The organism is Mariprofundus ferrinatatus, assembly GCF_002795825.1.
GTDB classification, from domain to species: Bacteria; Pseudomonadota; Zetaproteobacteria; order Mariprofundales; family Mariprofundaceae; genus Mariprofundus; species Mariprofundus ferrinatatus.
The window spans coordinates 1,728,136-1,752,388 of sequence record NZ_CP018800.1; the positions used below are offsets into that span (position 1 = coordinate 1,728,136).

Sequence of the window (24,253 nt, forward strand, 5' to 3'; positions counted from 1 at the left end):
CTTTTTTATTGCATAAGTGATGCAGGCAAATCCCCTCACATGGCCAACATCATTGTTGATCCGATCCTATCGGTTGGCTAGAGCCCTCCTTCGGCTGCAATGGACAATCAACACCTCCAGTGCGATACTCATATAAGGTAGAGGATCAAGCTATGCCTTATATTTGATGAGATGAAACTGTGAACGGGCCTGATATCGAACAGAATCTTTCATGGCATTCAGTCGATGCCGAAGTGGCATTTCTTGCCATGGCTTCCGGCATGGATGGCCTGAGTTCCACGGCGGCTTCAGAGCGGTTAAACCGCTTCGGAGAGAATCGCCTCAAACCTCCGCCGAAACAGAGCCCGTTCAAGCGGTTCCTGATGCAGTTCCACAATGTGCTCATCTACGTGTTGCTCGGTGCAGGCATTATCACTTCCATGCTGGGCCACTGGGTGGATAGCGGCGTGATCTTCGGCGTGGTGATTATCAATGCCATCATCGGCTTCATACAGGAGGGCAAGGCGGAAAAGGCACTCGATGCCATCCGTAACATGCTCTCGCAGCAGGCGATGGTAAAACGGGATGGTCATTTTATGAATCTGCCGGCTGAACAGCTGGTGCCGGGTGATGTGGTGTCGCTTCAATCCGGCGACAAGGTGCCGGCAGACCTGCGCCTGTTCAAGCTGCGTGAACTGCGAATAGAGGAGGCGATGCTCACCGGCGAGTCGATGCCGGCGGAGAAGATGACCGGCAAGGTCGCTGAAAATGCTTCGATCGGTGACAGAAAGAACCTTGCTTTCTCAGGTACGCTTGTAACCTACGGTCAGGGACTTGGCATTGTCGTCGCAACAGGCGATGGCACCGAAATCGGCCGTATTAGCGGACTACTGCAGACAGTACAGACACTGACCACACCCCTGCTCAGGCAGATGGACCAGTTCGGTCGCTGGCTCTCCATCGGCATCGGCGTGCTGGCCATGCTTACCTTCGCATTCGGCGTTCTCTTCCAGAGCTATACAGCCAGCGAGATGTTCCTGGCTGCTGTGGGCCTTGCCGTAGCGGGCATACCTGAGGGGTTGCCGGCCATTATGACCATTACGCTGGCTATCGGCGTACAGCGCATGGCCCGAAACAATGCCATTATCCGTCGCCTTCCGGCGGTCGAAACACTGGGTTCGGTGACTGTCATCTGCTCGGATAAAACCGGCACGCTGACCCGCAACGAGATGACCGTGAAAAGCGTCATCACCGCCACCGGGTTGATCGAGGTGGGCGGCAGCGGCTACGACCCGCACGGCACCTTTATCAGGAGTGGTGAAGAGACCAGCCTTGATCAGCATCCGCAGCTGAGGGAGCTGGCACTGGCTTCTCTGCTCTGCAACGATGCCAGCCTGAAGGAGAAGAATGGCCTCTGGCAGATTCACGGCGATCCTACCGAGGGTGCGCTTATCACGCTGGCCCTGAAAGCCGGCCTGGATCAGGCGCTGATGCAGAGACAGTTTCCGCGTATCGATGCCATCCCATTCGAATCGGAACACCGGTTTATGGCTACCCTGCACCATGATCATGCAGGGCACGGGTTTATCTACCTGAAAGGTGCTCCCGAATCAGTGCTGGAGATGTGCCATATGGAACGCAGGTTTGGTGAAGATGTGCCACTGAACCGCCGATTCTGGGAAGATGAGATGTACCGGATGGCCGTCCGCGGAGAGCGCCTGCTTGCCATCGCATTTCGAGCCGTCCCAACTGAACAGCAGATGCTCAACTTCGATGATGTGCAATCGGGACTGACGCTGCTTGGTATTGTCGGCATTATCGACCCGCCCCGCAACGAGGCGATCGCATCGGTTCAGGCCTGTCAGAAGGCAGGCATCCGGGTAAAGATGATTACCGGCGACCATGGCGTTACCGCTGCTGCCATCGGAGAACAGATGGGTATTGGCCTTGGCAGGTCGGTCATCAACGGCGTGGAGATGCGGGAGTATAACGATAGCGAATTGCAGAAAGTGGCCGGCGACCACGATATTTTTGCCCGCGTGTCACCTGAGCAGAAACTGCAGCTGGTAACTGCCCTGCAGGCGAACGGCGAAGTGGTATCGATGACCGGTGACGGTGTGAACGATGCCCCCGCTCTCAAGCGTGCTGATGTCGGCGTGGCAATGGGAATCAACGGCACGGAAGTCGCCAAAGAGGCCTCGGAAATGGTACTCACCGACGACAACTTCGCCTCCATCGCCAAGGCTGTCGAGGAGGGCCGCACGGTCTACGACAACCTCAAGAAATCCATCCTCTTTATTCTTCCGACCAATGGCGGCGAAGCCTTTATCATCGTTGCAGCCATTATCATGGGTAGAGCGCTGCCCATCACTGCTGCGCAGATTCTCTGGGTCAACATGATCACGGCAGTCACGCTGGCCCTGACGCTGGCCTTCGAGCCGCCGGAGAGCGATGTCATGCGACGGCCACCTCGAAAACCGATGGAACCGATCCTGTCAGGCTTCCTGATCTGGCGAATCCTGTTTGTGTCTCTGGTGATCGTAACCGGCACATTCGGTCTGTTTGTATGGGAGCGGATTCATGGTGCCGATCTGGCCGTCGCGCGCAGCATAGCGGTTAACACGCTGGTGATGTTCGAAATATTCTACCTGTTCAATGCCCGCTATCTGCTGGCCCCCTCCCTGACCAGAGAGGGGATCGGCGGCAACAGGTATGTTTTCTATGCCATCGCTCTGCTGCTGCTGTTTCAGATCGCCTTCACCTATGCGGCTCCGATGCAGATGATGTTCGGAACCGCAGATATCGGTCCGGATGCATGGCTCAGGATCGTTGCAGTGGCCAGTTCGGTACTGTTTCTTGTCGAACTTGAAAAATGGCTACTACGAAGATTCATGCAGTAACTACAAACATCTGCTGTCCGACAAGTTGACGGCATCCACCACGGCGATTGAACGAACCGGCTTCAGCGCTCCGGAACAGCTGAGCCGTCACGCCTCCCCAGCATTGCAATCCATTCACGCCACGCCTCGCCATATGCCATCGAGGAGTAGTGATCGAAATCGTTATGACCTCCCGGCAGTTCTACTTTCGTCTTCGGCGCATTGGCTGCGGCAAAGATCGAATCAGCCATCTGTGCAGGGGAAATGGCATCATCACGTGCAGCAATCATCAGCAGGGGCATATGTACATCGCGCACCATGCTCTCAGTATCAAAGTTCGTCCTTGCGAGCCAGCGAACAGGCAACCAGGGATAATGCAGGGCGGCCATATCGGGGATGCTTGAAAACGGCGTCTCCAGTACAACACCCGCGGCATTGACCTCACTGGCCAGCTTTGCAGCCACTGCTGCGCCCAGGCTGCGCCCGGCAATAATCACATGCTGCGGTTTAACGCCAAGGCGAATCGTCAGATCAGACCATACGGCACGTGCATCCGCGTAGAGACCCGCCTCACCCGGTGTGCCCTCACTCTTTCCATAACCACGGTAATCGAATGCATAAACGGAGAGACCCAGTGATTGCCATGCTTTATACAGCGACAGGCGGTGGCTGATATTGCCGGCATTGCCGTGGAAATGGAGCACGGTGAAATGCGACAGCGGCTCTGGCATATACCAGCCGTGCAGCGTTATACCGTCCTCCGTTCCTACCAACAACTCCTCGAAAGTCATGCCATAATCAGCCGGCGTGGCTTGCACATCCCGACTGGGAAAATAGATGAACTGATCCTCAAACAGCGCCATGTAACCCGACACGCCGACAAAGGTCATCATGACAACAAACAGGAGCCGCTTGATCAGATACATGGTTTAAGTTTAGCGCAAAAGGCGCGCTTTGGTATCGGCAGAGCCTCGCCTCAGGAAAGGGAGTCACCCTTCTGCAGCTGCGCGCCACGCAGAAAATCGACTGCGGCCATCGCCTTTTTTCCTTCCGGCTGCAGCTCTCTGATGCGGTAGAGAGATTTATCACCGCAGGCGATATCGAGGCCGCCCTCCACCTTCACGATCTGGCCGGGCAGCATATTGTGCGCGCCTGTGACCACGCTGCCTGCAATCAGCTTCAGCCATTTTCCCGCAAGCTGAGTGCGCACGCCCGGACGCGGGCTGAAGCAGCGCACCAGCCGGTCGATCTCGGCAGCCGGCTTTGACCAGTCGATAATACGCTCCTCATTGCTGATCTTCGCAGCATAGGTTACGCCCGCATCCGGCTGCGGCTCGGGCTTAAGCCCTGCTGCAATCTTCGGCAGCATTTCGATCAGCAGCTCGGCGCCGAGCGGCGCAAGCGCAAACCAGAGATCGCTTCCGGTCGTTGTTTCGCTGATCGGCAGTTTTCTGCAGCCATAAACGCCGCCGGTATCGAGCCCCTCCTCCATCTGCATGATGCAGACACCGGTTTCAGGGTCACCGGCCAGCAGGCTGCGCTCAATCGGGGCCGCACCACGCCAGCGCGGCAACAGCGATGCATGCACATTGAGCGGTGCAATCGATGCTGCATCGAGCCACGGCCTGGGAAGAATCATGCCGAAGGCGACCACAACCAGAAAATCGGGAGCCTTATCCCTCAGCCACTCCAGTGCTTCACTGTTATCGCGCAGCCGATCCGGGGTGATGACATCGATACCGGCATCCATTGCTGCCTGCTTCACCGCAGAGGGGGTGAGCTTCATGCCGCGGCCTGCTTTACGATCCGGCTGCGACACCACGCCGACCACCTCGACGCCATCAGCCTCGATCAGCGCTTCCAGACAGGGGACGGAGAAACCGGGAGTTCCGGCAAATACAATGCGCATCAAATCAATTCTTTTTCACTATCGCGGAAATTAGACCAATACCCATTGGTCTAATTTCCTTGCTTATACAGCTTCTTCATTTTCTTGGTGATCATGCGTCGCTTCAGCGGGCTGAGATAATCGATAAAGAGTTTGCCGATCAGATGATCAAACTCGTGCTGCAGTGCCACAGCCTCGAAACCTTCGAAATCGCGCTCATGCACTGCTCCATCAATATCCTGCCAGCGCAGGGTGACGGCGGCCGGCCGCGACACATCACCGTAAACCTCTGGCACCGAGAGGCATCCCTCTTCCCATGAGGCCATCTCATCGGACTTCCAGATAAACTCAGGATTGATCCACACCTTCAGATCCCGTACACCGCCGGGCTCATCCCCATCATGGCGCACCTCTTCCTTGCGCCAGACGGTATCGGTAACAGCAATCTTCAAAGCCACGCCGATCTGGGTGGCGGCAAGGCCCACGCCCGGTGCATCGTACATGGTATCAGCCATATCCCGGATGATCTGCTTTACCTCTTCGGAGAGCGGAAACTCAACCTGACCGGCTATCTCGCGCAGCCGATCATCGGGATGAATCAGGATTTCACGAACCGCCATCCTTAGAACGTTCCGCCTTTCCAGCCGAACATGTCACGTTCCGGAGATTCGAACTCGATATAGATACGGGACATATCCACGCCGAGCAGTTTGTGAATCATTTTGGAAAATTTATTGGATACGTGCGAGGTGTCGGCCGGCGAAATCCCGATACTTTTCAGCTCGACAAAGACCAGCGGCAGATCGGAACCGGCAAAGACCATCGAACAGTTATCGGAGAGTTCAACCATGACATAGGACTCCGGCTTCTCCAGTGCCACCGCAGCCAGATGCGAACAGCGGGCCAGGAAATCCGGATGATTTTCGATTTTCACATTGGTGTGGATATGCAGGTAAGGCATCAGCTCCCCTCCTTCTGTTGCGACTCCTGTTCAGACGTAGCCTCTTCGGCCTGCTGTTTGGCAAGCCATTCAAGGTTTCGCCGCGCCTGCTCCTCGCGCTCCTTGTTTTTTCCATGACGCATCCTTGCAGTTGCAACATAGGAGAGCCACCAGAGGAATGCTCCGACAATAACAACAATGCCCCAGAACTCTTCCGTACTCATGTTTGAGCCTCCAATGCCTCTGAAGCCACCACAGGGGCTGCAGCTGCACGCGCTTTAAGTTTGCGGTTAATCAGGTTCACGCCGGCCAGAATAAATCCGAGCGCGATAAATGCCCCGGGCGGCAGGATAAACATCAGCACGTCGGGATACGATTCGCCAAACACCACGAAGCCGAAAAGTTCCCCCTGCCCGAACAGCTCGCGCACACCTCCGAGAACCACCAGCGCAAAGGTGAATCCCGCACTGACAGCCAGCGCATCGACCACCGAATCGGATACGGAGTTCTTGCTGGCAAATGCCTCGGCACGGCCAAGGATGGCACAGTTCACCACGATCAGCGGAATAAACAGACCGAGCACCAGATACATCTCATGCATCCAGGCGTTCATCGCCATGCCGACCACAGTCACAAAGGCTGCAATGATCGTGATATAGGCCGGAATACGAACATTCTTCGGAATCAGATCACGTACCAGCGACACCACCAGGTTCGAGCCCAGCAGTACCAGCATGGTTGCCGCACCCATCCAGAATCCATTCTCGGCCGAAGTGGTCACGCCAAGCAGCGGACACATGCCGAGTAACTGGGCAAAGATGGTGTTGTTGTGCCAGAAGCCGTCGTAAAAGATTTCAGATCTATTCAACCTTCGCTGCCTCCGGATCGCTATTCTGCTGAGTCACAGCATCGAAGATAGCCTGCCTGTGGCTGTTGTAAAAGCCCAGAGCAGCGGCCACCGCTTTAACGACGGCACGCGGCGTAATCGTCGCTCCGGTAAACTGGTCGAAGTCACCGCCATCCTTTTTTACCTTCCAGCGGGTCCCTTCAACTTCGCGATCGCTGAAACTCTGCAGCCAGTTGCTGTTTTTCACGACACCATCGCCAAGACCCGGCGTTTCGCGGTGATCGGTGACGCGAATGGCGTACACTTTTCCATCCGGTTTTGTGCCGACCAGAATACGGATGGAGCCTGAATAGCCATCAGGTGCAATCACCTCCCAGGCGAAACCGAGCACGTTACCGAGCGCATCCTTTCCGGGGTAGATCTCCACCCCGTCAACCGAGAGAAGATCGGCCTGCGGGTCGTTGGCATGCCTGGGCAACACCTGCGTTAACGCATTGTGCAGCGCCTCTTTCTGTGCCTGGGTAATCGGGCCACGGGTCACGATATCGGTCACGCCGAGAATCGCCGCGGCAACCACGGCCACGACAACAATCGCCAACACCATGCGTCCCTGATCGCGATCAAAAATCATGACTTCTCCCCGCGGCCGTAACCGAATACGCGCGGACGGAAGTAGTGATCGATCAGTGGCACCGCACAGTTCATCAGCAGCACGGCAAACATCGCGCCCTCCGGATAGCCCCCGAAGCTGCGAATGCTCCATGTCAGGATGCCGCAACCGATTCCGAAGATGACCTGCCCCATCGGCGTCACAGGAGATGAAACAGGATCGGTGGCCATGAAGAAAGCGCAGAGAATAAGACCACCGGCGAAGAGGTGAAATAGTGGCGGTGTAAACTGATCCGGGCTGATTGCATTGAAGATCCCGGCCAGCAGCAGTACGGTGGCGATATAGGAGAGCGGGATATGCCAGGTGATGGTGTGGCGGGTAAGCAGGAAAATGCCTCCGATCAGCAGCGCCAGTGCGCTGGTTTCGCCAATGCTGCCCGCCTCAAAGCCGAGGAATGCATCCAGATAACTGTAGTCGTACGCCTTCAAAGCCTCAGCTACAGGCACGCCAAGTGTCGCCTCGGTCTTCACATATCCCAGTGGACTTGCCATCGAGATCGCATCGAAGCCGACCTTCAGGGCATCGGGGCCTGTCAGGAAGAAACTCAGGCAGAGCTGGAAGTCATAGAGATCGAGAACCGGCCCGGCCGCCGACATCGGCACAATCCAGGTCGTCATATGCAGCGGAAAAGAGATCAGCAGGATAATCCGTGCAGAGAGCGCCGGGTTGAAAATATTATAGCCAAGCCCGCCATAAATCTGTTTGCCGAGTACGATGGCAAACACGGAGGCGAGCAGCGCCATCCACCACGGCACCGCCGCAGGCAGTGTCAGTGCCAGGAACAGGCCGGTCAGTGCCGCCGAATTATCAAGCAGCGTGGAGAGCGGTCGCCCCATCCATTTCAGGCAGATCGCCTCGGTCACAAGGGCGGTAACCATGCAGGTGAGGATCAAAAGAACCGCAAGCCAGCCGAAAAGGTAGACACTCATGGCGGTAGCCGGCAACAGCGCCAGCACTACGGTCAGCATGGTCATGCGAATTGAATCGCCGCCATGTGCATGCGGCGGGCTAAGCATCACCGGCATCAGCTCTTCTCCTCACGATTCTGTTCATCTCCGGCGTTAATATCACCCTTACTCTCGACCGGCTTCACCGGTGCCTTCTCCCGGCGCACACGCTGACGGCGCGCCGCCTTCTCCGCATTTTCACGGGCGATACGAGCATCGCGCGCCTCAGAGCGTTTACGGGATGCCTCGGCAAAAACCTGTTCGCGGCGCTGCTGCGCAATCTGCCCCTTGCCGTAACGGAAGTAGTGTACCAGCGGAATATTGGCCGGGCAGACATAGGAGCAGCTGCCGCACTCAATGCAGTCAAAAAGCTGATAATTCTCAGCCCTGTCGAACTGATCGCTGCGACAGGCATCGGCCAGAAGATTGGGGACCAGATGAATCGGGCACGCCTCACTGCAGTGGCCACAGCGGATACAGGGCTGCTCCTCGGTATGCGCCAGCATCATCGTTTCGGTGCGCATGGCCAGCAGTCCGGTGGTCGATTTGATGACCGGAACATCCACGCTCTTCAGCCGCTCACCCATCATCGGGCCGCCATGCAGGATATGCAGACCATTCAGATCATCCAGGCCACGGCTGGCAAAGAGGCTACGCACCGGCATGCCGAGGCGAACGCGCATATTGGCTGGATTGGTAACCGCATCGCCGCTGACAGTCACCAGTCTTTCGGTAAGCGGATGTCCGAGTACAACCGCATCGTGCAATGCCCTGCTGGTTCCGACATTCTGGCAGATCACACCGATATGCATCGGCAGGCGCCCTGCCGGCACCTCTTTTCCGGTCAGTGAATAGATGAGCTGCTTCTCACTACCCTGCGGATAACGGGTTGGCAGCACGACAACACGCACGCCTTCCATATCGGGTGTGCGTGCCAGGGCCTCGCGCATCACATCCGCCGCATCCGGCTTGTTGTCCTCAATGGCGATGATGCCGGAGGAGGCACCCACCATATGCATGATGATGGCCAAACCACTGAGAATCTCATCCGGCTGCTCAAGCATCAGGCGGTGGTCGTTGGTCAGCCAGGGTTCACACTCGATACCATTGAGAATCACCGTCTCAATCGGAAAACGCTTATCCTGAATCAGCTTGATGAAAGTCGGGAACACCGCTCCACCAAGGCCTGCAAGGCCGCACATACGGGCTCGTTCACGCAACGTGGCCGGATTCATCTCGCGCCAGCCCGATAGCGGGTCGAGACTCTCATCACGCTTGTCGTCGCCATCGGACTCGATAAAGATGGATGGCATGCCCATACCCGACGGATGCGGGATGGCGTGCTCTTCAATCTTTACAACACGCCCTGAAGTCGGCGCATGTACCGGCACGGAGAGATAGCCTTCCGACTTGGCAATCTTCTGGCCGCGCAACACCCTGTCACCCACCCGCACCAGTGGAGAGCAGGCCTCTCCGATATGCTGCTTCATCGGCAGGATGTGCACCGGGGTAATCGCAGCCTCTTCGATCGGCAGGGCAGCCGTCACCTTATACATCTCGGGATGCACACCGCCGGCAAAGCTGTGCTGCAGTACGCCCAGCCGCTGGGCCAGTTTTCTAAGCATGGCCGGCATGGGCTTCCCGCCTTTCGTGACCGAGCTGTGCACGTTTTGTATCCGGCAACGGCCAGGACCAGTGTTCTATCAACTCAGGCTTGTGCAACATGTCGATACAGTCGACCGGGCACGGCTCAATACAGAGCGTGCAACCGGTACAGTGATCGGAGATAATGGTATGATACTGTTTTGGCGCGCCGACAATCGCATCAACCGGGCAGGCCTTGATGCAGAGCGTGCATCCGATACACTCATCCTCACGGACAAAGGCGGTCATCGGTGCGGATGCCTCCTCCTCGAGCTCCTTCGGCTCCACCCCCATCAGATCTGCAATCGCCAGCATCGTACGCTCACCGCCAGGCACGCAGTGGTTCACATCGGCTGCCCCGCACGATACCGCTTCGGCGTAAGGCTTGCAGCCCGGGTAACCGCACTGGCCGCACTGTGTCTGCGGTAGCAGTGCATCGATCTTCTCCACCATCGGATCGCCCTCGACATGGAACACTTTCTGCGCCACAGCCAGGACAATACCGGCCACAAGCGCGAATGCGCCCAGGCTGAGCAGTGCATACAACAGCTGTGTCATGGGCTATCAGAGCTTCACGAGGCCGGAGAAGCCCATGAATGCCAGGCTCATCATGCCGGCAGTAATCAGTGCCAACGGAGAGCCCTTGAACAGTTCCGGAACCGGTGCGATCTCGATTCGTTCGCGGATCCCGGAAAAGAGGATCAGCACCAGTGCAAAACCGAGTGCAGCCCCGAATCCATAGAGCGCCGAGGTGAGAAATGTCTGCTCCTGCTGAACATTGAGAATCGCCACACCAAGTACCGCACAGTTGGTGGTGATTAGCGGCAGGAAAATACCCAGACCCTGATAAAGTACCGGGCTGGTTTTATGGATCATCATCTCAATAAACTGCACCAGTGAGGCGATAATCAGGATAAAGAAGATGGTCTGCAGATACTCGAGATCGAGCGGCACCAGCACATACTGCTGCACCAGCCACGAGGCGGTTGATGCCAGTGTCATGACAAACATCACGGCAAATGACATGCCGATCGCCGTCTCCACCTTGCTGGAGGTGCCGAGAAACGGGCAGATGCCAAGGAACTTGGTCAGCACATAGTTATTCACCAGTACGGCTGAGAGCAGAATCAGTGCGATTTCGGTCATGGCGCCGGAGTATAGGGGGATGCTTAACGCGCGTACACCGCATAAAACCCACACTTTTACATCTTTGGGGTCATTCCAGGCCGGTTTATGCCGCATATCACCTGTAAAGCTTGCGCCGCTTGATCATATCGGATCTCAGAACAGTTCATTGAACATTCATCTACGCCCTTCTATCGTCCCCTCCTGAGTTCAACTTTTTCACAATCCGGAGGATCAATATGAAAACTTTTCTCTTTTCAATCTTTGCAGCTGCTGCCATCTCGCTGCCTGCCGCAGCCGTTGCCGGACACCACGGCCATGGGCACGGCGGCCACGCCTGCGACAGCAATGCTACATGTCCGCTCGGCCATAAGGATTGCGATGACCACAAAAACTGTCCGAGCGGCCCGCATCAATGCACAGCAGGTTCAGCCAGCATGGACAGCAACAAGGATGGCAAAGTATCTCTGAAAGAGTTTACCGCTGCGCACGATGCACGCATGAAAGAGAAGTTCAGCCATCTCGATGCCAACGGTGACGGCTTCATCACTGACGCCGACCGGGAAGCGCGCAAGGCCAAACGCATCGACGACTTTTTTGCTGCTGCTGATGCCGACAAGGATGGCAAACTCTCCAAGGATGAGTATGCGGCGGCAAAAAAAGCGCGCTGGCAGGGAAAGAGGGATTGCCCTCTCTCAAACAAAGGTAAGTGATCAGACTCCTTCTGTTGCTCATTACGATATCATCTCCTGCTGAAGCCGGCTCCCTGCCGACCCCTGCAGCGGTCAGCTTCAGCGGAGATATCGTGGCAAGTCGAGATATCAGCGCCATCAGCGGCCATAACGGCATGCTGGTTATTGGCGCCGATGAAGCCCGTCACAATGGCGAAAATGTCATTCAATGGCTCAAGAAAACAGGCTCCAGCAACTACAGCACTGTCTCATCCTTCACGATCCACCGTGGCGACAATTCAACAGGCAGGGAAATTGACATTGAGGCTATCGCACTTGATGCGCAGAACATCTATGTCATCGGCTCGCACTCGCTGGCCAGAAAACGGCTCGATCCGGATGCCAGTTATGAAAAAAACCGCAAACGCATCGCATCAATCAAGCGTGAAGCCAGTCGCAACAGCCTCATACGCCTGCACCTTGATGGCGCCGGAAATATCGTGAAGCAGGACCGGATTTCGCTGCTTCCAATTATCGAGTCTGACCCTGTCCTGGCCCCGTTCACAAGAATCCCGGGCAAGGAGAACGGCATCGACATTGAAGGGCTTGCCGCCAGAGACGGGCTGCTCTATGCGGGTTTTCGCGCTCCGGTACTGCGTGACGGCTACCTGCCGGTGCTTCAGTTCGATTTCGACAATGCTGCCACAACCGCCAGAACGCTATATGTAAACCTCGGCGGCCGCGGTATCCGCGACATGGCCACGGTTTCCGATGGCTTTCTTCTGCTGGCCGGCCCCGTCGGCGATGAGCCGGTAAGTTTCCAGTTGCTGCACTGGAACGGCAGAGATCTCCTGCCAGGCAAGGATCGGAACGGTGCTGGACGCATCACGCTGATCGGAGAGCTTGCAGTGCCGGATGGAGGAAAAGCGGAGGGCATGGCACTGCTGCAAGAGACGGATCAGGATTATGAACTGATAATCGTCTTTGATGGTCTAGACAACGGGGCTCCTCAGCAATTCACCATTGGCAAACCTTGATGCTAGGATGCGGCGCCAGTTCAATGCCGGAGACCGACAATGCATGAAGAGACCCTGCTGGAATTTCCATGTCAGTTCCCTATCAAGGTGATGGGAAGCAACAGCGACAGCTTTGAGAGTGAAATTGTGATGATTGCCCGCCAGTTTATTCCACAACTTGGCGAGGCGGCAGTACAGTCGAAAGCGAGCAAAACGGGAAAATATCTCTCGGTCACTGTCACCTTTACCGCCGAAAGCAAATCACAGATCGACAGCCTCTACCGGGCCATGAATGCGCACCCTGAAGTCAAGATGGTGCTATAACTTTTTTTCCTGCCACTTTTTCAGAAATGCAATAATCGCCTTTGTCGACTTGTTCTTGCCCATATCGCTGCGTAAGAGAATAAAATCAGCACACGCTTCATAAACCGGGTAACGGACCTCAGCAAGCTGCTGCAACTTCTTCAACGTCCCACCCCCTGCAATCAACGGCCGGTTGCTGTCGCCATCAATGCGTCTGGCCAGAAATTCCGGCGAAGCTTTTAACCAGATTACCGGCGGATGTTTTTTCAGCAACACACGGTTCTTTTCGCGCATCACTGCCCCCCCACCGGTGGCGACAACCGCATGCCGGCCGAGCACCTCGCGCAACGCTTCACTCTCCATATCACGAAAGGCCTCTTCGCCCTGCTCGGCAAATATCTCGGGGATGGACCTGCCCGCCTTTTCAACAATATAGTGATCCAGATCGATCATGGGGATTCCTAAGCGCCCGGCCACCTTTCGGCCTATGCTACTTTTCCCGCACCCCATCAGCCCGATCAGAATCGGAGATACCTGCAACCTTTGATGACCCGCTTTTCCCATACCACTCCCTTTACACGGCCAATTCAGCATCATAGAAACCGTGGGGCTGAACGACTGTCTGGCCGGCAGGTTATCAGGCATCAACTTCAGATAAAAATGTTGCTGTTTTGTAGAACAAGACTTTCTTCTATAATAGCGTTAAGTTCATTCCATTGAGGGGCATTACCATGACCGAGAACATTTCCATTCGTCAGCTACTGCAGGTTATGGTGGATAAGGATGCCTCCGACCTCTACCTGATGGCCGGCACCCCGCCGGGTTACCGCATCAATGGCGTGATTCACAGGCTCGGTGATAAGGAGTTCAATCCGATCACCGTCGAACGACTCGCCGGCGAACTGATGAGTGAAAAACAGAAAGCCGATTTCGCCTCCACCATGGAGATGAACCTCTCATCCGCTTTTCCGGGCCTTGGCCGCTTCCGCGTCAACATCTATCGCCAGCGCGGCACCGTTGGCATGGTAATCCGCCAGATTACGACCGACATTCCCACCATCGATCAGCTCAACCTTCCTGAGGTATTCAAGGATATTTCCATGACCAAGCGCGGGCTGGTACTGATGGTCGGTGCCACCGGCTCAGGAAAATCGACCTCGCTGGCAGCCATGGTGGACTGGCGAAACACCAATCAGGCTGGCCATATTATTACGATCGAAGACCCGGTTGAATTCATGCACCAGCACAAAAAGTGCTTTGTCACGCAGCGTGAAGTCGGTTCAGATACCGTTTCATTCCAGGCAGCATTAAAGAATACATTGCGTCAGGCTCCCGATGTGATTCTGCTCGGTGAGATTCGCGAACGCGACACGATGGAGCATGCCATCGCCTTTGCCGAAACCGGACATCTGGCCATGGCCACACTGCATGCCAACAACTCCAATCAGGCGCTTGAGCGCATTATCAACTTCTTCCCTGAGGAACAGCATCAGCAGGTCTATATGAACCTTGCCATGAACCTGCGCGCCATTCTCTCACAGCGGCTGGTAAAAACCGCAGGAGGTAAGCGAGTGGCGGCTATTGAAGTATTGATCAATACCCCGCGCGTTGCCGACCTGATCCTTAAAGGTGAAATCGGCACGATTAAGGAGGTAATGGAAGCGGGCGAGCAGCACGGCATGTGCACCTTTGATCAGGCACTGTTCCACTTCTGGCAGGATGGCGTTATCTCAGAAATCGAGGCGCTCAGAAATGCCGATTCTGCCAACAATCTGCGCCTTAAGATGAAGATGAAGAACATCGATGACTCCAAGGGCGAAGGAAAATCGGGGGTCGATGAGATTCTTCAGAAACGTTCCGGAGATGATGACGACCTGGAGCTGTCGATTTAAGTTCCTACTTAGTCCAGAAGGAGGTCAACCCTTGGCCCCGCGCCTTTTTCGCGCTTATCTATCTGGGCTCGGCAGTTGAACAACCGCTCCGAATCGATCCCTTTCTGAAGCAGCGCATTCATCACAAAGTCCGATCGTGCTTCCGCCATCTCCAGAAGCCAGGCTTCGATAGCCTCGGCACTCATTGCCTTACGCTTCTCGGCAATTTGAGCACCTTCAGCAGATGTTGCGAAACCACATATCTGCAACCTCAGTGGCTTGCTGTTTAAGAGCTCGCCGATCTTGCCGACATAACCACCCATTTCTGCATTCAGGGATGTCGCCATCGGTGCAAACTGCACAGGCGTCAGTTTGGGTTTTGAGCTGCTGCTTAGCGCATCCCCTGCCAGATCAGCAGCCATCATGATTGCCCCGTACGGCTGCAGGAACATGGTTGCCATAGTCAGTGCGCCGGCAGACAGGGCTGAAGCCAGCGCCTGATTGATCGCATCGCTGATATTGATATTCGGATCATTCAGATCACCAGTGATCGGCACATCCAGTTCGATATCGCCGCGATCATCGCGCAACATATCCAGCGCCATATTAATCGGCATGCCGATCTCTTCAGCCTTTTCTCCCTTCTTGTCAGAGTCTCCCAGAGTGAGCTTTCGTATCATCAAGGTGTTCTTTGCATCGATGACGCTCTTCTTGATACCTATTCTGCTATCGAGCGAGAGCTGGCCGGTATCAATAGTCTTGCCGAAATCCCCTTCCAGATATCCGGTCAGACGCGGCATATCGAAGCTTTTCAGTGAAACTGTCAGGTCGGTCATAAAGCTGCGCTCGGAGGGGTTGATTCTTCCTCCCAGATTCAGGCGGCCGGCTTTTCCCACCCGGGTCCTGACATCGAGCCTGCCACTGCGTTTGCCGGAGAGGTCCAGCGGCGCAAAGGTAAAGCGGCTGACCGTAATACTTGTATCCATTGCCGGGCGAACCGACTCATCGCGAAAACGGATATAGCTGCCGGCATTTACCTGCAGCCGTTCAACTATGACAACCGGGTCACCTTTAGCTGACTTGGCCTTAACCGATTTTTTTGCCGGCTCTGGCCTGGCAGCAGCAGGCTTGCTCTCCAGCTCATCAAGCACAGCCATTTTGCCGTTATTTCGCTTCAGCAGGTCGAGCTTCAGCTGATCAACCTCAAGCAACTGCAGCCGATAGCCATTCTCCTCATCAAATTCGGCCTTCGAAGCCGTCACCGTACCGATCGAACCGAGCGACCGGTTGCCAGATGAGGGGAGAGATACCTGTTGCAGCTTGAGGGAATCAAATGTACCGCGATCGCTGCCCTGCATGCCAAACTGTTTCAGCGAAATCATGCCAATCGTACCAAGCGGCTCAGCACCTTTCTGCTGCCGAACAGCCAACTCCCGAAGCTCAATCAGGGCAAGCCTGATCGATTCCGGTGCCGAAGCAGCCCCCAGCTTCGTTGCCAGTCCGGTTGCATGCAGTGATCCGAGCGTGATGTGATCCGCGGCTGTCGAACCCTGCTGCTGCTCAACATCGAAACGCTTCAGGCTCAAATCCGCTAGTCTGATCGCTGATGGAGTTCTGTCCTCTCTGAGTGTGGCCTCCAAACCGCCTGCCTGCATTGACCCCAGTGACAGCCGGCCCGCACCGGTCAGTGCCGCTTCCACGATGGCCCTCTGCAAAGCAAGTGAATTAATGGCCACCTCTTTCATCTGCCGGACAGCAAGACCGCTAAGATTGAAATCAGCAAGCGAGAGTAGCTGAGCCCCCTGCTCATCGGCCAATCCAACACCTTTGATTGCAAGGGAAGTATTCTCAACCTTCAGCGATTCAGTGATATCACCCGCAGCGGCCGAAAAAGAGAGGTCACCTGAAAAATCCAGTGACTGCAATCCGACCTTGTAACCGTAGCCTGAGAAATTTGTACTGCCTGTCTGCAGGCTCTGGGCCAGCAGCTGCACACCCCCATCCGGAGCGGAAAGATGCAGCTCGAGGTTTTTAACCGGCAGGTTCAGTACAAAGGCCTTACCGTTAACCTTCACAGTCACATCTTCAAGCGTCAGTTTATCGACAACTGCATACCATGGATCAGTCACCTCGCTACTCCCGGCAGCGCTCTCTTCCGCAGTAGCGGGAAGCTTAATATCGCCCAGCTGCCAGCCGCCTTGATCATTCTGCTGCAGATGGATGGTTGAACCTGTGATATTCAGATCGACAACATGGATATGGTTCTTAGAGAGAGGCCACCAGTCGACTGCCAGGCCAAGTCGATCTATTTTCAGACCGTCACCTGCCTGCAACCCTTCGATCACAAAGGCTCCAACCAGAATATTGATGTCGATATTATCGACTCGTGCCTCAGTGACACCGTGATCTTCAAGCCATGAAAGTGCCACCTGATGCACGACAAGCGGCAGCATGGTGAGCATTACTGAGACCAGTGCGACAAACAGGTAGAGAACAATAAAGCGGCGCCTGATTCTCCTGATGGGAGGCTCTTCAGGCATCGGAACCGGATCAGGCAAAGGAGAAGCCTCCAAAGTCCACCTCCCTCGAATCGACCCCCGTGGTGCTGAACGACACCCAGATCACCGCATCCGGCAACGCACCACGGGCGCGCTCCGGCCACTCGATCAGTGTAATCCACGGTGGCTGAAAATAGTCACGCACACCGAGCATCTCTATCTCATCAGCATCCTCAAGACGATACCAGTCCATATGGGCCACCCGGCAATCCGACCCGCTATACTCCTGAATGATTGCAAACGTGGGGCTTGGAAGTGCTTTGTCCGTCACGCCAAGGGCGCGCATCACCGCGCGCGAAAAAAAACTTTTACCGGCGCCAAGTTCGCCGGATAGCGCCACCACGCTGCCCTGCTTGAGCGTGGCGGCAAACCGCCTCGCTATCGCGATAGTCTCATCCTCACTGTTACAGCTTATTTTCACTAGATTATCGGGCCTCAACCAGGGCCTTGATGACATCGTGTTTACAGATCACACCCACAACCGATTCACCATCAAGCACAGGCAGATGGTGAATCTTCTGATCCCCCATGATTGATGCGATCTCATTGAGGCTTGTGTCGGCATTCACGGTCAACACATCGGCATTCATCAGGCATTCGGCATTCATCGCCTGCATGCGGGCAAGCTCATCTTCAAATCTCGCCTCACCCATTGGAATCACCAGATCAAACAGCGCAACTGCGGTCGGCACATGCAGATTCTTCTGCTGGTCGATAAGATCGCTTTCGGTAATGACGCCCAGCAACCGCTTCTCCTCATCGACAACCAGCATGCCGGAAAGATCCTCCTCGGCGAAACGCCTGGCGATCTCATCAACTGAAGTGTCCAGATCGCAGTAAGGTGGATTTTCATTCATGATATCGCGCGCAAGAACTTTCGAATTGGGCATAATATCCTCCTGATACCATGATTATAGACCGTAAGAGAGCGATATAAAACTTCGCCTTTCACCAAACGATCATAATCTTCAGGGAACTTCATTCAAGAGCCGGGATATTCAGATCACTACTGTGCGATCCAACTGCAGTGGCACTCGCGCGCTGCGCATGTAAAGTGACGTTTACTGCATGCAAATATGCAACGGATTCGCTGGTTAGAGCTCTTCGTGATACAGCTTCTGTCAGGCCTTGTGGTAGATCTCCGCACCTGTCTTCAGGAATGTTTCGGCCTGTTCGTGCATCCCTTCCTCGATCGCTTCACGCGTTTCAAGGCCATGCTCCCTGGCGTAGTCGCGAACATCCTGCGTGATCTTCATCGAGCAGAACTTCGGCCCACACATGGAGCAGAAGTGGGCCACCTTGGCGCTGTCTTTCGGCAACGTTTCATCATGATAGGCGCGCGCCGTATCAGGATCGAGGGAGAGATTGAACTGATCCTCCCAACGGAACTCAAACCTTGCCTTGGAGAGTGCATCGTCGCGCTGCTGCGCGCCCGGATGCCCTTTGGCCAGATCGGCAGCATGTGCCGAAATTTTATAGGTGATAACGCCGGCTTTCACATCGTCACGGTTTGGCAATCCCAGATGCTCCTTCGGCGTGACATAGCAGAGCATGGCACAGCCGTACCAGCCGATCTGTGCGGCACCGATACCGGAGGTAATGTGATCGTAACCAGGGGCAATATCAGTAGTCAGCGGCCCGAGCGTATAGAACGGCGCTTCATCGCAGTGCTTGAGCTGCTCGTCCATGTTCTCCTTGATCATCTGCATCGGCACATGACCGGGCCCTTCGATCATTACCTGAACATCATGTTTCCAGGCGATCTTGGTCAGCTCTCCCAACGTGCGCAACTCACCAAACTGTGCCTCGTCGTTGGCATCTGCAATGGCACCCGGCCTGAGGCCGTCGCCGAGCGAGAAAGCGACATCATACTGTTTCATGATCTCGCAAATATCTTCGAAATGGGTATAAAGGAAATTCTCTTTATGGTGGGCAAGGCACCACTTGGCCATGATCGAGCCGCCGCGTGACACGATACCGGCAAGGCGTTTGGCGGTAAGCGGCACATAACGCAGCAGCACGCCGGCATGGATCGTGAAGTAGTCCACACCCTGCTCAGCCTGCTCGATCAGGGTATCACGGAAAATTTCCCAGGTCAGGTTTTCGGCGACGCCATCCACCTTTTCCAGCGCCTGATAGATCGGCACTGTGCCGATCGGTACGGCAGCATTACGGATAATCCACTCGCGCGTTTCATGGATATTCTTGCCGGTAGAGAGATCCATGATGGTATCGGAGCCCCAGCGGGTCGCCCATGTCATCTTCTCCACCTCTTCTTCTATTGAGGAGGTGACAGCCGAATTTCCGATATTACCGTTAATCTTCACCAGAAAGTTGCGACCGATAATCATCGGCTCCAGTTCAGGGTGATTGATATTTGCAGGAATAATTGCGCGGCCGCGGGCGATCTCGTCGCGTACAAATTCAGGCGTGATCACCTGTGGAATCGAAGCACCCCAACTCTGGCCGGGATGCTGCCTGGTGATCTCGCGCAGATGCTCACGGCGCTGATTTTCACGGATCGCCACATACTCCATCTCAGGGGTGATAATCCCCTTTCTGGCATAATGCATCTGGGAGACATTTCCACCTGCTTTAGCACGGCGCGGCTTGCGCAGATGAGTGAAACGCAGACTATCCAGCGCCTCATCGTCACGGCGCTCACGACCATAATCAGAGGAGAGGTCGGTCAGCTCTTCGGTATCATCACGCTCGGCTATCCATGGCTCACGCACGGCCGGAATACCCTTCTCCAGATCGATCTCGACATCGGGGTCAGTGTATGGGCCGGAGGTATCATAAACGAGAATCGGATGATTCTCTTCAATACCTGCAGTGGTCTTCGTGGGAGAGAGCGTAATCTCACGCATCGGCACTCGGATATCGGGTCTTGAGCCTTCGATATATACCTTGCGCGAATTCGGAAACGGCTGCTCTGCATCATAGCTGTTTTCTGCGATATCCGTGCTGTTTGCCTGATGTGTCATTCACTCCTCCAGAAACGCGGCAAAATACCGCGGGGCGAAACTATAGCGGAGTCGCACCTTAGGGCATAGCCGCGATCCGGAAAACCATTACAGTTGTGAGGATGGACTTTTGATGAAGGGGTTATGAATAGGTGTGCAAAGACACTTATAGCTTCGGATGAAGAGTGATAGAATCCGCCATATGACCATCAAACTCCCCCGTCTTTCCTCCGCTACGGCAGACCGGCTTCTGCAATCTTCCGTGGCCGCTCCACGCAGCCGATGGAGCGTACTGAAGGCATCCGGTTCGACTGTGCGCGACTACCTGCAGGGGCAGGTCACTCAGGACATGGGCAAGCTGACATCCGAGTGCGGCATCCACGCCTGTCTGCTCACCCCACAGGGCAAAGCGGTATCCGAACTCTATATTATTCAGGGGCGTGATGAGGAACTGATTCTGCTCGTTCCCTCTGCGAAGGCAGAAATCACGGTAGGTCGACTACGCCAGTTTGCGCTCGGCCATACGCTTCGCATCGGTATCGTCGATACCCTTGCCATCTGCTCCATACAAGGGGCCAATGCGCCTGAACTGCTGCACAAGTTCGAACTGACCGAACCCGGCAATGGCTGGCTGGCCTGCAGCCGCAGTGAATCTGACGACACCTTTGCACTGGTGATGCCGAAAAGTCCGCGCGGGTTCTGGGTTATCAGCAGCAAAGAAAAGATTGATGTTGCACTCTCGAACCATGTAATGCTGGACGAAACGGAGTTTGAGGCGATGCGCGTGATTCGCGGTTTCCCCGACTTCGGCACCGAATGGGATGAGAGTATACATCCGCTTAATGCCAACCTGATCGAATTCGATGGCGTATCCTTCAATAAGGGGTGTTATGTCGGCCAGGAGGTGACCGCCCGCATGAACTGGCGAGGCGGCATCAAGAAAAAACTCTACCGCGTATCGATTAGCGGTCAGCCGGACACCATTCCCTGTCCGGTGCAAACCACAGCAAAGATCGGCGAGCTGAAGAGTGCCGCTATCGACCACGAAGGGAACTGTTTTGGTATAGCCCTGTTGCCGGTTGATGTTGGAGAATCGGAATCTGTGGCTCTGTCGCTTGAGAACGGCGCATCCGTTGAGGTTCTGGAGGCATGCCATGCCTGAGTCACAGTCCACCTTTATCTGGTATCACGCCGAAAACCTTAACATGTCCGAAATGAAGAAATGGCTTAAGCTCGTGAAAGAGCAGACGGGTGCCGAATGCAGGCTCTATGTACGCCGCAAGGAAGGTAAGACCACCTTCATGGAGAGCTATGCAGATATCTCCCCTGCCACCACGATGGCCATCGAAGGGCTCGCTGCCGCCCACCCGCTGTTCAACGGCATCTCCCGCCGCGCTGAAAGCTTTCTGAGAATTGACGAGCTCTAATTCATTCGTTTTTAAATTTGTATTCACCGCACACTCAAACATCCATCACTCAGATAAGGAGTACCACCGGGAGCGGGTTTTGATTAGGGTGCCGGCATGTCTGAAATCGCCACCAATATTGCAGTAAAACTGATTCGTCGCGAATCGGTGACGCCTGATGATGGTGGCTGCCAGAACTACATTGAGCGCATGCTTGCCCCACTCGGCTTTGTACGTACATCGGTGGATGCCGGTGGTGTAACCAACAGTATCTATACCCGCATGGGTGAACTTCCGGGAACCCTCGCCTTTGCAGGGCATACCGATGTGGTGCCAACCGGCCCGGTTGAGAAGTGGCAGTTTGATCCGTTCTCCGGTGAAATCGTGGATGGCATATTACATGGCCGCGGCGCACAGGACATGAAGAGTGCAGTCGCCTGCTGGATTGCTGCGGTCGGCAAGCTGTGCGGTGAATACACTCCCATCCCAACCATCCAGCTGCTGATCACCTCCGATGAAGAGGGTGAGTCGGTCGACGGTACCATCCGTATTATCGAGAGGATGCAGGCGGATGGCACACTGCCAGATGCGTGCATCGTCGGTGAGCCTTCATGCTCTGAAATGGTTGGTGACACGATCCGTCGCGGTAGGCGCGGCGTGGTGCAGATCAAGGCAACATTTCACGGCAAGCAGGGGCATTCGGCCTATCCGCAGGATGCTGACAATGCGATTCATCACGCCGCCCCTGCACTGGCCAAAATTGCCACCATCGACTGGGGCACGCCTGCAGCCGGATTCCCGGCGACCAGCTGCCAGATTACCAACGTGAACGGCGGCACCGGCGCTACCAATGTTATCCCAGGCTTCTGCGAAGCGTTGATTGATATCCGATATAATCCGGCCAACAATTTTGATGGCATCAAATGCACCATCGAGGCGTGCTGCGAAGCGTGTGATGTCACGCTGGAGTTTGATCACTCTGCAATTGCATTTTCAACTGCGGACGGTCCATTCCTCGATCTGGTTTCGGACAGCATCAGACGTGTAACCGGTATCGAAACTCTGCGCGATACCGGCGGGGGAACCTCCGACGGAAGGTTTCTTGCCGCAGCGGGGGTGCCGGTGGCGGAACTTGGCACCACCAACAGTACAATCCATCAGGTCGGCGAGCAGGTTGCCGTGAGCGAGCTTGCAACGCTGACTGCGATCTACACCGACATTATTGAAAACTTTGAGGTTTAAGCATGAGTGAAAAACTTGGCGCAGTGATCAACAAGCCGACCCGTTATCTGGAGACATTCGAGAACCCCAATCCCGAACGTGACTACCATGTCCGTATCGATTCACCGGAGTTCACCTGTCTGTGCCCGAAAACAGGCCAGCCTGACTTTGCCGAGATCAAGCTTGATTACGTTCCGGATCAGCTCTGTGTGGAGCTCAAATCACTCAAGCTCTATTACTGGAGCTTCAGGGATGAGGGACACTTCCACGAGAAAGTGACCAACATGATCGCCAATGACCTGATCGGACTGCTCGATCCCCGTTATATTAAAGTACAGGCCGTGTTTAATGTGCGTGGTGGCGTTTACACCACAGTCGAAGTCGAGCACCGCAAATGAGCTCTGTTCCATTCACCAAGATGCAGGCTCAGGGCAACGATTTCGTCGTGTTAAATGGCCTGAGTTGCGAACTTCCGGAACTGACAGATACGTTCGTGCGCCAAATTACCGAACGCCGCTACGGTATCGGCTGTGACCAATTGCTGGTTCTCGAAAATTGCGCGAGTGCCGATGCATCCCTTCGCATCTTCAACAGTGACGGAAGCGAAGCCGCCAACTGTGGCAACGGCCTGCGTTGTGTCGGCGAATTGCTGATGCATGACTCTGGCAAAGAGAGCATTTCGATCAAGCTTGCTGATCGAACCGTCACGGCATCGCGCGGCGAAACCGGCGTGCGTGTCGAAATGGGTGCTGCCACGATTACCGATCAAACAGATGCGCATGTCGATGTTGAGATCGGCAATGAACACCGCGTCTTTTTCGAAGCCACAGAGAAGTTTCCAACTGACCGTAACGTCGAAATCGTCACCGGCCAGGTGGTTGACCATATCTACATCGACATCATTGAGCGCGGTGCAGGGCGCACACCTGCCTGTGGCAGCGGCGCCTGTGCGACCGCTGCTGCTGTCTGGGCTGTTGAAGGAGAGGTCCGCCCGCTGAAGATCGAAATGCCGGGCGGTGAGGTGATCGTTTCAGGCTCAATCGACAATGTAATTCTTGAAGGAATTGTCAGTAAAACATTCGAGGGACAGTTTTCAATTGATGGCTGAAAGAGGTGCAATTGATGCTTGCATCCGCGCGCCTTTCTCCCATAATCCGGCCTCCCGAAAGGGGTGACTGAGGGCAGGTAGCTCAGTCGGTAGAGCAGTGGACTGAAAATCCACGTGTCGGGGGTTCGATTCCCTCCCTGCCCACCACATGAAAAGGAGCTGCAGAGATGCAGCTCCTTTTTCATTTCCAGCGCTCTATCCATAGACAGCGCTT

At 55.2% G+C, this 24,253-nt stretch carries 26 protein-coding genes and 1 tRNA gene; 11 read left to right on the forward strand and 16 right to left on the reverse strand.

Annotation, left to right across the window (positions count from 1 at the left end; translation table 11 throughout):
* Positions 1-179: 179 nt before the first annotated feature.
* Positions 180-2,879: a cation-transporting P-type ATPase gene (locus Ga0123462_RS08365; protein WP_198507326.1), complete on the forward strand. Its 2,700-nt coding sequence runs from the start codon at positions 180-182 to the stop codon at positions 2,877-2,879.
* 62 nt (positions 2,880-2,941) lie between these two features.
* Here Ga0123462_RS08365 and Ga0123462_RS08370 read toward each other — a convergent pair whose 3' ends face one another.
* The 11 genes from Ga0123462_RS08370 to rsxA are packed head-to-tail and all read right to left on the reverse strand — an operon-like array spanning position 2,942 to position 10,940.
* Positions 2,942-3,784: an alpha/beta hydrolase gene (locus Ga0123462_RS08370; RefSeq protein ID WP_100265880.1), complete on the reverse strand. Its 843-nt coding sequence runs from the start codon at positions 3,782-3,784 to the stop codon at positions 2,942-2,944.
* Between the two features lie 50 nt (positions 3,785-3,834).
* On the reverse strand, positions 3,835-4,767 hold the full coding sequence (gene fmt / locus Ga0123462_RS08375; protein WP_100265881.1) for a methionyl-tRNA formyltransferase: 933 nt from the start codon (positions 4,765-4,767) through the stop codon (positions 3,835-3,837).
* Positions 4,768-4,817: 50 nt separating this feature from the next.
* Positions 4,818-5,366 carry a peptide deformylase gene (gene def, locus Ga0123462_RS08380; protein WP_100265882.1) on the reverse strand — a complete coding sequence of 183 codons (549 nt, stop codon included), beginning with the start codon at positions 5,364-5,366 and terminating at the stop codon, positions 4,818-4,820.
* 2 nt (positions 5,367-5,368) lie between these two features.
* Entirely contained in the window at positions 5,369-5,707 is a 339-nt protein-coding gene (locus Ga0123462_RS08385; RefSeq protein WP_100265883.1) for a phenylpyruvate tautomerase MIF-related protein, read from the reverse strand.
* The gene (locus Ga0123462_RS08390; RefSeq protein WP_100265884.1) at positions 5,707-5,910 is read right to left on the reverse strand and encodes a hypothetical protein; all 204 of its coding nucleotides are present in this window, start codon (positions 5,908-5,910) and stop codon (positions 5,707-5,709) included. The genes Ga0123462_RS08385 and Ga0123462_RS08390 overlap by 1 nt, the downstream gene beginning before the upstream one ends.
* On the reverse strand, positions 5,907-6,554 hold the full coding sequence (rsxE, locus tag Ga0123462_RS08395; RefSeq protein WP_100265885.1) for an electron transport complex subunit RsxE: 648 nt from the start codon (positions 6,552-6,554) through the stop codon (positions 5,907-5,909). The genes Ga0123462_RS08390 and rsxE overlap by 4 nt, the downstream gene beginning before the upstream one ends.
* Positions 6,547-7,164, reverse strand: coding sequence for an RnfABCDGE type electron transport complex subunit G (locus tag Ga0123462_RS08400; RefSeq protein ID WP_100265886.1), 618 nt, complete (start codon positions 7,162-7,164; stop codon positions 6,547-6,549). Before Ga0123462_RS08400 ends, rsxE begins: the two co-directional genes overlap by 8 nt.
* Entirely contained in the window at positions 7,161-8,228 is a 1,068-nt protein-coding gene (locus tag Ga0123462_RS08405) for an RnfABCDGE type electron transport complex subunit D (RefSeq protein ID WP_100265887.1), read from the reverse strand. The genes Ga0123462_RS08400 and Ga0123462_RS08405 overlap by 4 nt, the downstream gene beginning before the upstream one ends.
* Entirely contained in the window at positions 8,228-9,784 is a 1,557-nt protein-coding gene (rsxC, locus tag Ga0123462_RS08410; protein ID WP_100265888.1) for an electron transport complex subunit RsxC, read from the reverse strand. Before rsxC ends, Ga0123462_RS08405 begins: the two co-directional genes overlap by 1 nt.
* Positions 9,768-10,352, reverse strand: a complete 585-nt coding sequence (rsxB, locus tag Ga0123462_RS08415; RefSeq protein WP_100265889.1) for an electron transport complex subunit RsxB — start codon at positions 10,350-10,352, stop codon at positions 9,768-9,770. Before rsxB ends, rsxC begins: the two co-directional genes overlap by 17 nt.
* 6 nt (positions 10,353-10,358) lie before the next feature.
* Positions 10,359-10,940 carry an electron transport complex subunit RsxA gene (gene rsxA / locus Ga0123462_RS08420; protein ID WP_100265890.1) on the reverse strand — a complete coding sequence of 194 codons (582 nt, stop codon included), beginning with the start codon at positions 10,938-10,940 and terminating at the stop codon, positions 10,359-10,361.
* 218 nt (positions 10,941-11,158) lie between these two features.
* Here rsxA and Ga0123462_RS08425 point away from each other — a divergent pair, with 218 nt between their 5' ends.
* Genes Ga0123462_RS08425 through Ga0123462_RS08435 form a run of 3 tightly spaced genes read left to right on the forward strand, consistent with a single transcriptional unit; the run spans position 11,159 to position 12,930 of the window.
* Positions 11,159-11,632 (forward strand): EF-hand domain-containing protein, encoded by a 474-nt coding sequence (locus Ga0123462_RS08425; protein ID WP_100265891.1) that lies wholly within the window; start codon positions 11,159-11,161, stop codon positions 11,630-11,632.
* Positions 11,633-11,646: 14 nt separating this feature from the next.
* Positions 11,647-12,627: a DUF3616 domain-containing protein gene (locus tag Ga0123462_RS08430; protein ID WP_198507327.1), complete on the forward strand. Its 981-nt coding sequence runs from the start codon at positions 11,647-11,649 to the stop codon at positions 12,625-12,627.
* Positions 12,628-12,666: 39 nt separating this feature from the next.
* Positions 12,667-12,930, forward strand: a complete 264-nt coding sequence (locus Ga0123462_RS08435) for an HP0495 family protein (protein WP_100265892.1) — start codon at positions 12,667-12,669, stop codon at positions 12,928-12,930.
* Here Ga0123462_RS08435 and Ga0123462_RS08440 read toward each other — a convergent pair.
* Positions 12,925-13,362 (reverse strand): shikimate kinase, encoded by a 438-nt coding sequence (locus Ga0123462_RS08440; RefSeq protein ID WP_232726419.1) that lies wholly within the window; start codon positions 13,360-13,362, stop codon positions 12,925-12,927. The genes Ga0123462_RS08435 and Ga0123462_RS08440 overlap by 6 nt on opposite strands.
* A 278-nt stretch (positions 13,363-13,640) precedes the next feature.
* On the opposite strand from Ga0123462_RS08440, the gene Ga0123462_RS08445 reads away from it, so the two are divergent.
* The gene (locus tag Ga0123462_RS08445) at positions 13,641-14,801 is read left to right on the forward strand and encodes a PilT/PilU family type 4a pilus ATPase (RefSeq protein ID WP_100265893.1); all 1,161 of its coding nucleotides are present in this window, start codon (positions 13,641-13,643) and stop codon (positions 14,799-14,801) included.
* Between the two features lie 8 nt (positions 14,802-14,809).
* On the opposite strand, the gene Ga0123462_RS08450 is transcribed toward Ga0123462_RS08445, so the two are convergent.
* From Ga0123462_RS08450 to thiC, 4 genes are all read right to left on the reverse strand, one after another.
* On the reverse strand, positions 14,810-17,338 hold the full coding sequence (locus Ga0123462_RS08450) for a DUF748 domain-containing protein (protein WP_100265894.1): 2,529 nt from the start codon (positions 17,336-17,338) through the stop codon (positions 14,810-14,812).
* Positions 17,331-17,759, reverse strand: coding sequence for a tRNA (adenosine(37)-N6)-threonylcarbamoyltransferase complex ATPase subunit type 1 TsaE (tsaE, locus tag Ga0123462_RS08455; RefSeq protein WP_232726420.1), 429 nt, complete (start codon positions 17,757-17,759; stop codon positions 17,331-17,333). The genes Ga0123462_RS08450 and tsaE overlap by 8 nt, the downstream gene beginning before the upstream one ends.
* Before the next feature lie 4 nt (positions 17,760-17,763).
* Positions 17,764-18,228 carry a CBS domain-containing protein gene (locus tag Ga0123462_RS08460; protein ID WP_100265896.1) on the reverse strand — a complete coding sequence of 155 codons (465 nt, stop codon included), beginning with the start codon at positions 18,226-18,228 and terminating at the stop codon, positions 17,764-17,766.
* A 231-nt stretch (positions 18,229-18,459) separates the two neighbouring features.
* A complete protein-coding gene (gene thiC, locus Ga0123462_RS08465; RefSeq protein ID WP_100265897.1) occupies positions 18,460-20,325 on the reverse strand; it encodes a phosphomethylpyrimidine synthase ThiC in 1,866 nt (621 codons plus the stop codon).
* A 181-nt stretch (positions 20,326-20,506) separates the two neighbouring features.
* Here thiC and ygfZ point away from each other — a divergent pair, with 181 nt between their 5' ends.
* From ygfZ to Ga0123462_RS08495, 6 genes are all read left to right on the forward strand, one after another.
* Complete coding sequence (ygfZ, locus tag Ga0123462_RS08470; RefSeq protein ID WP_100265898.1) at positions 20,507-21,466, forward strand: CAF17-like 4Fe-4S cluster assembly/insertion protein YgfZ; 960 nt, start codon at positions 20,507-20,509, stop codon at positions 21,464-21,466.
* Positions 21,459-21,731, forward strand: coding sequence for a hypothetical protein (locus Ga0123462_RS08475; protein ID WP_100265899.1), 273 nt, complete (start codon positions 21,459-21,461; stop codon positions 21,729-21,731). The genes ygfZ and Ga0123462_RS08475 overlap by 8 nt, the downstream gene beginning before the upstream one ends.
* Positions 21,732-21,827: 96 nt before the next feature.
* Entirely contained in the window at positions 21,828-22,952 is a 1,125-nt protein-coding gene (gene dapE / locus Ga0123462_RS08480) for a succinyl-diaminopimelate desuccinylase (protein ID WP_100265900.1), read from the forward strand.
* Between the two features lie 2 nt (positions 22,953-22,954).
* A complete protein-coding gene (queF, locus tag Ga0123462_RS08485) occupies positions 22,955-23,329 on the forward strand; it encodes a preQ(1) synthase (protein WP_100265901.1) in 375 nt (124 codons plus the stop codon).
* Positions 23,326-24,039: a diaminopimelate epimerase gene (locus Ga0123462_RS08490; protein WP_100265902.1), complete on the forward strand. Its 714-nt coding sequence runs from the start codon at positions 23,326-23,328 to the stop codon at positions 24,037-24,039. Before queF ends, Ga0123462_RS08490 begins: the two co-directional genes overlap by 4 nt.
* A gap of 71 nt (positions 24,040-24,110) precedes the next feature.
* A tRNA-Phe gene (locus tag Ga0123462_RS08495) sits at positions 24,111-24,186 on the forward strand.
* The last annotated feature ends 67 nt before the right edge of the window (positions 24,187-24,253 follow it).

Coding starts and splice junctions, on each gene's coding strand:
- Ga0123462_RS08370 (WP_100265880.1), bottom strand. CDS start 3,784: ATGTATCTGATCAAGCGGCTCCTGTTTGTTGTCATGATGACCTTTGTC.
- fmt (WP_100265881.1), bottom strand. CDS start 4,767: ATGCGCATTGTATTTGCCGGAACTCCCGGTTTCTCCGTCCCCTGTCTG.
- def (WP_100265882.1), bottom strand. CDS start 5,366: ATGGCGGTTCGTGAAATCCTGATTCATCCCGATGATCGGCTGCGCGAG.
- Ga0123462_RS08385 (WP_100265883.1), bottom strand. CDS start 5,707: ATGCCTTACCTGCATATCCACACCAATGTGAAAATCGAAAATCATCCG.
- Ga0123462_RS08390 (WP_100265884.1), bottom strand. CDS start 5,910: ATGAGTACGGAAGAGTTCTGGGGCATTGTTGTTATTGTCGGAGCATTC.
- Ga0123462_RS08400 (WP_100265886.1), bottom strand. CDS start 7,164: ATGATTTTTGATCGCGATCAGGGACGCATGGTGTTGGCGATTGTTGTC.
- Ga0123462_RS08405 (WP_100265887.1), bottom strand. CDS start 8,228: ATGCCGGTGATGCTTAGCCCGCCGCATGCACATGGCGGCGATTCAATT.
- rsxC (WP_100265888.1), bottom strand. CDS start 9,784: ATGCCGGCCATGCTTAGAAAACTGGCCCAGCGGCTGGGCGTACTGCAG.
- rsxB (WP_100265889.1), bottom strand. CDS start 10,352: ATGACACAGCTGTTGTATGCACTGCTCAGCCTGGGCGCATTCGCGCTT.
- rsxA (WP_100265890.1), bottom strand. CDS start 10,940: ATGACCGAAATCGCACTGATTCTGCTCTCAGCCGTACTGGTGAATAAC.
- Ga0123462_RS08425 (WP_100265891.1), top strand. CDS start 11,159: ATGAAAACTTTTCTCTTTTCAATCTTTGCAGCTGCTGCCATCTCGCTG.
- Ga0123462_RS08435 (WP_100265892.1), top strand. CDS start 12,667: ATGCATGAAGAGACCCTGCTGGAATTTCCATGTCAGTTCCCTATCAAG.
- Ga0123462_RS08440 (WP_232726419.1), bottom strand. CDS start 13,362: ATGATCGATCTGGATCACTATATTGTTGAAAAGGCGGGCAGGTCCATC.
- Ga0123462_RS08445 (WP_100265893.1), top strand. CDS start 13,641: ATGACCGAGAACATTTCCATTCGTCAGCTACTGCAGGTTATGGTGGAT.
- Ga0123462_RS08460 (WP_100265896.1), bottom strand. CDS start 18,228: ATGCCCAATTCGAAAGTTCTTGCGCGCGATATCATGAATGAAAATCCA.
- thiC (WP_100265897.1), bottom strand. CDS start 20,325: ATGACACATCAGGCAAACAGCACGGATATCGCAGAAAACAGCTATGAT.
- ygfZ (WP_100265898.1), top strand. CDS start 20,507: ATGACCATCAAACTCCCCCGTCTTTCCTCCGCTACGGCAGACCGGCTT.
- Ga0123462_RS08475 (WP_100265899.1), top strand. CDS start 21,459: ATGCCTGAGTCACAGTCCACCTTTATCTGGTATCACGCCGAAAACCTT.
- dapE (WP_100265900.1), top strand. CDS start 21,828: ATGTCTGAAATCGCCACCAATATTGCAGTAAAACTGATTCGTCGCGAA.
- queF (WP_100265901.1), top strand. CDS start 22,955: ATGAGTGAAAAACTTGGCGCAGTGATCAACAAGCCGACCCGTTATCTG.
- Ga0123462_RS08490 (WP_100265902.1), top strand. CDS start 23,326: ATGAGCTCTGTTCCATTCACCAAGATGCAGGCTCAGGGCAACGATTTC.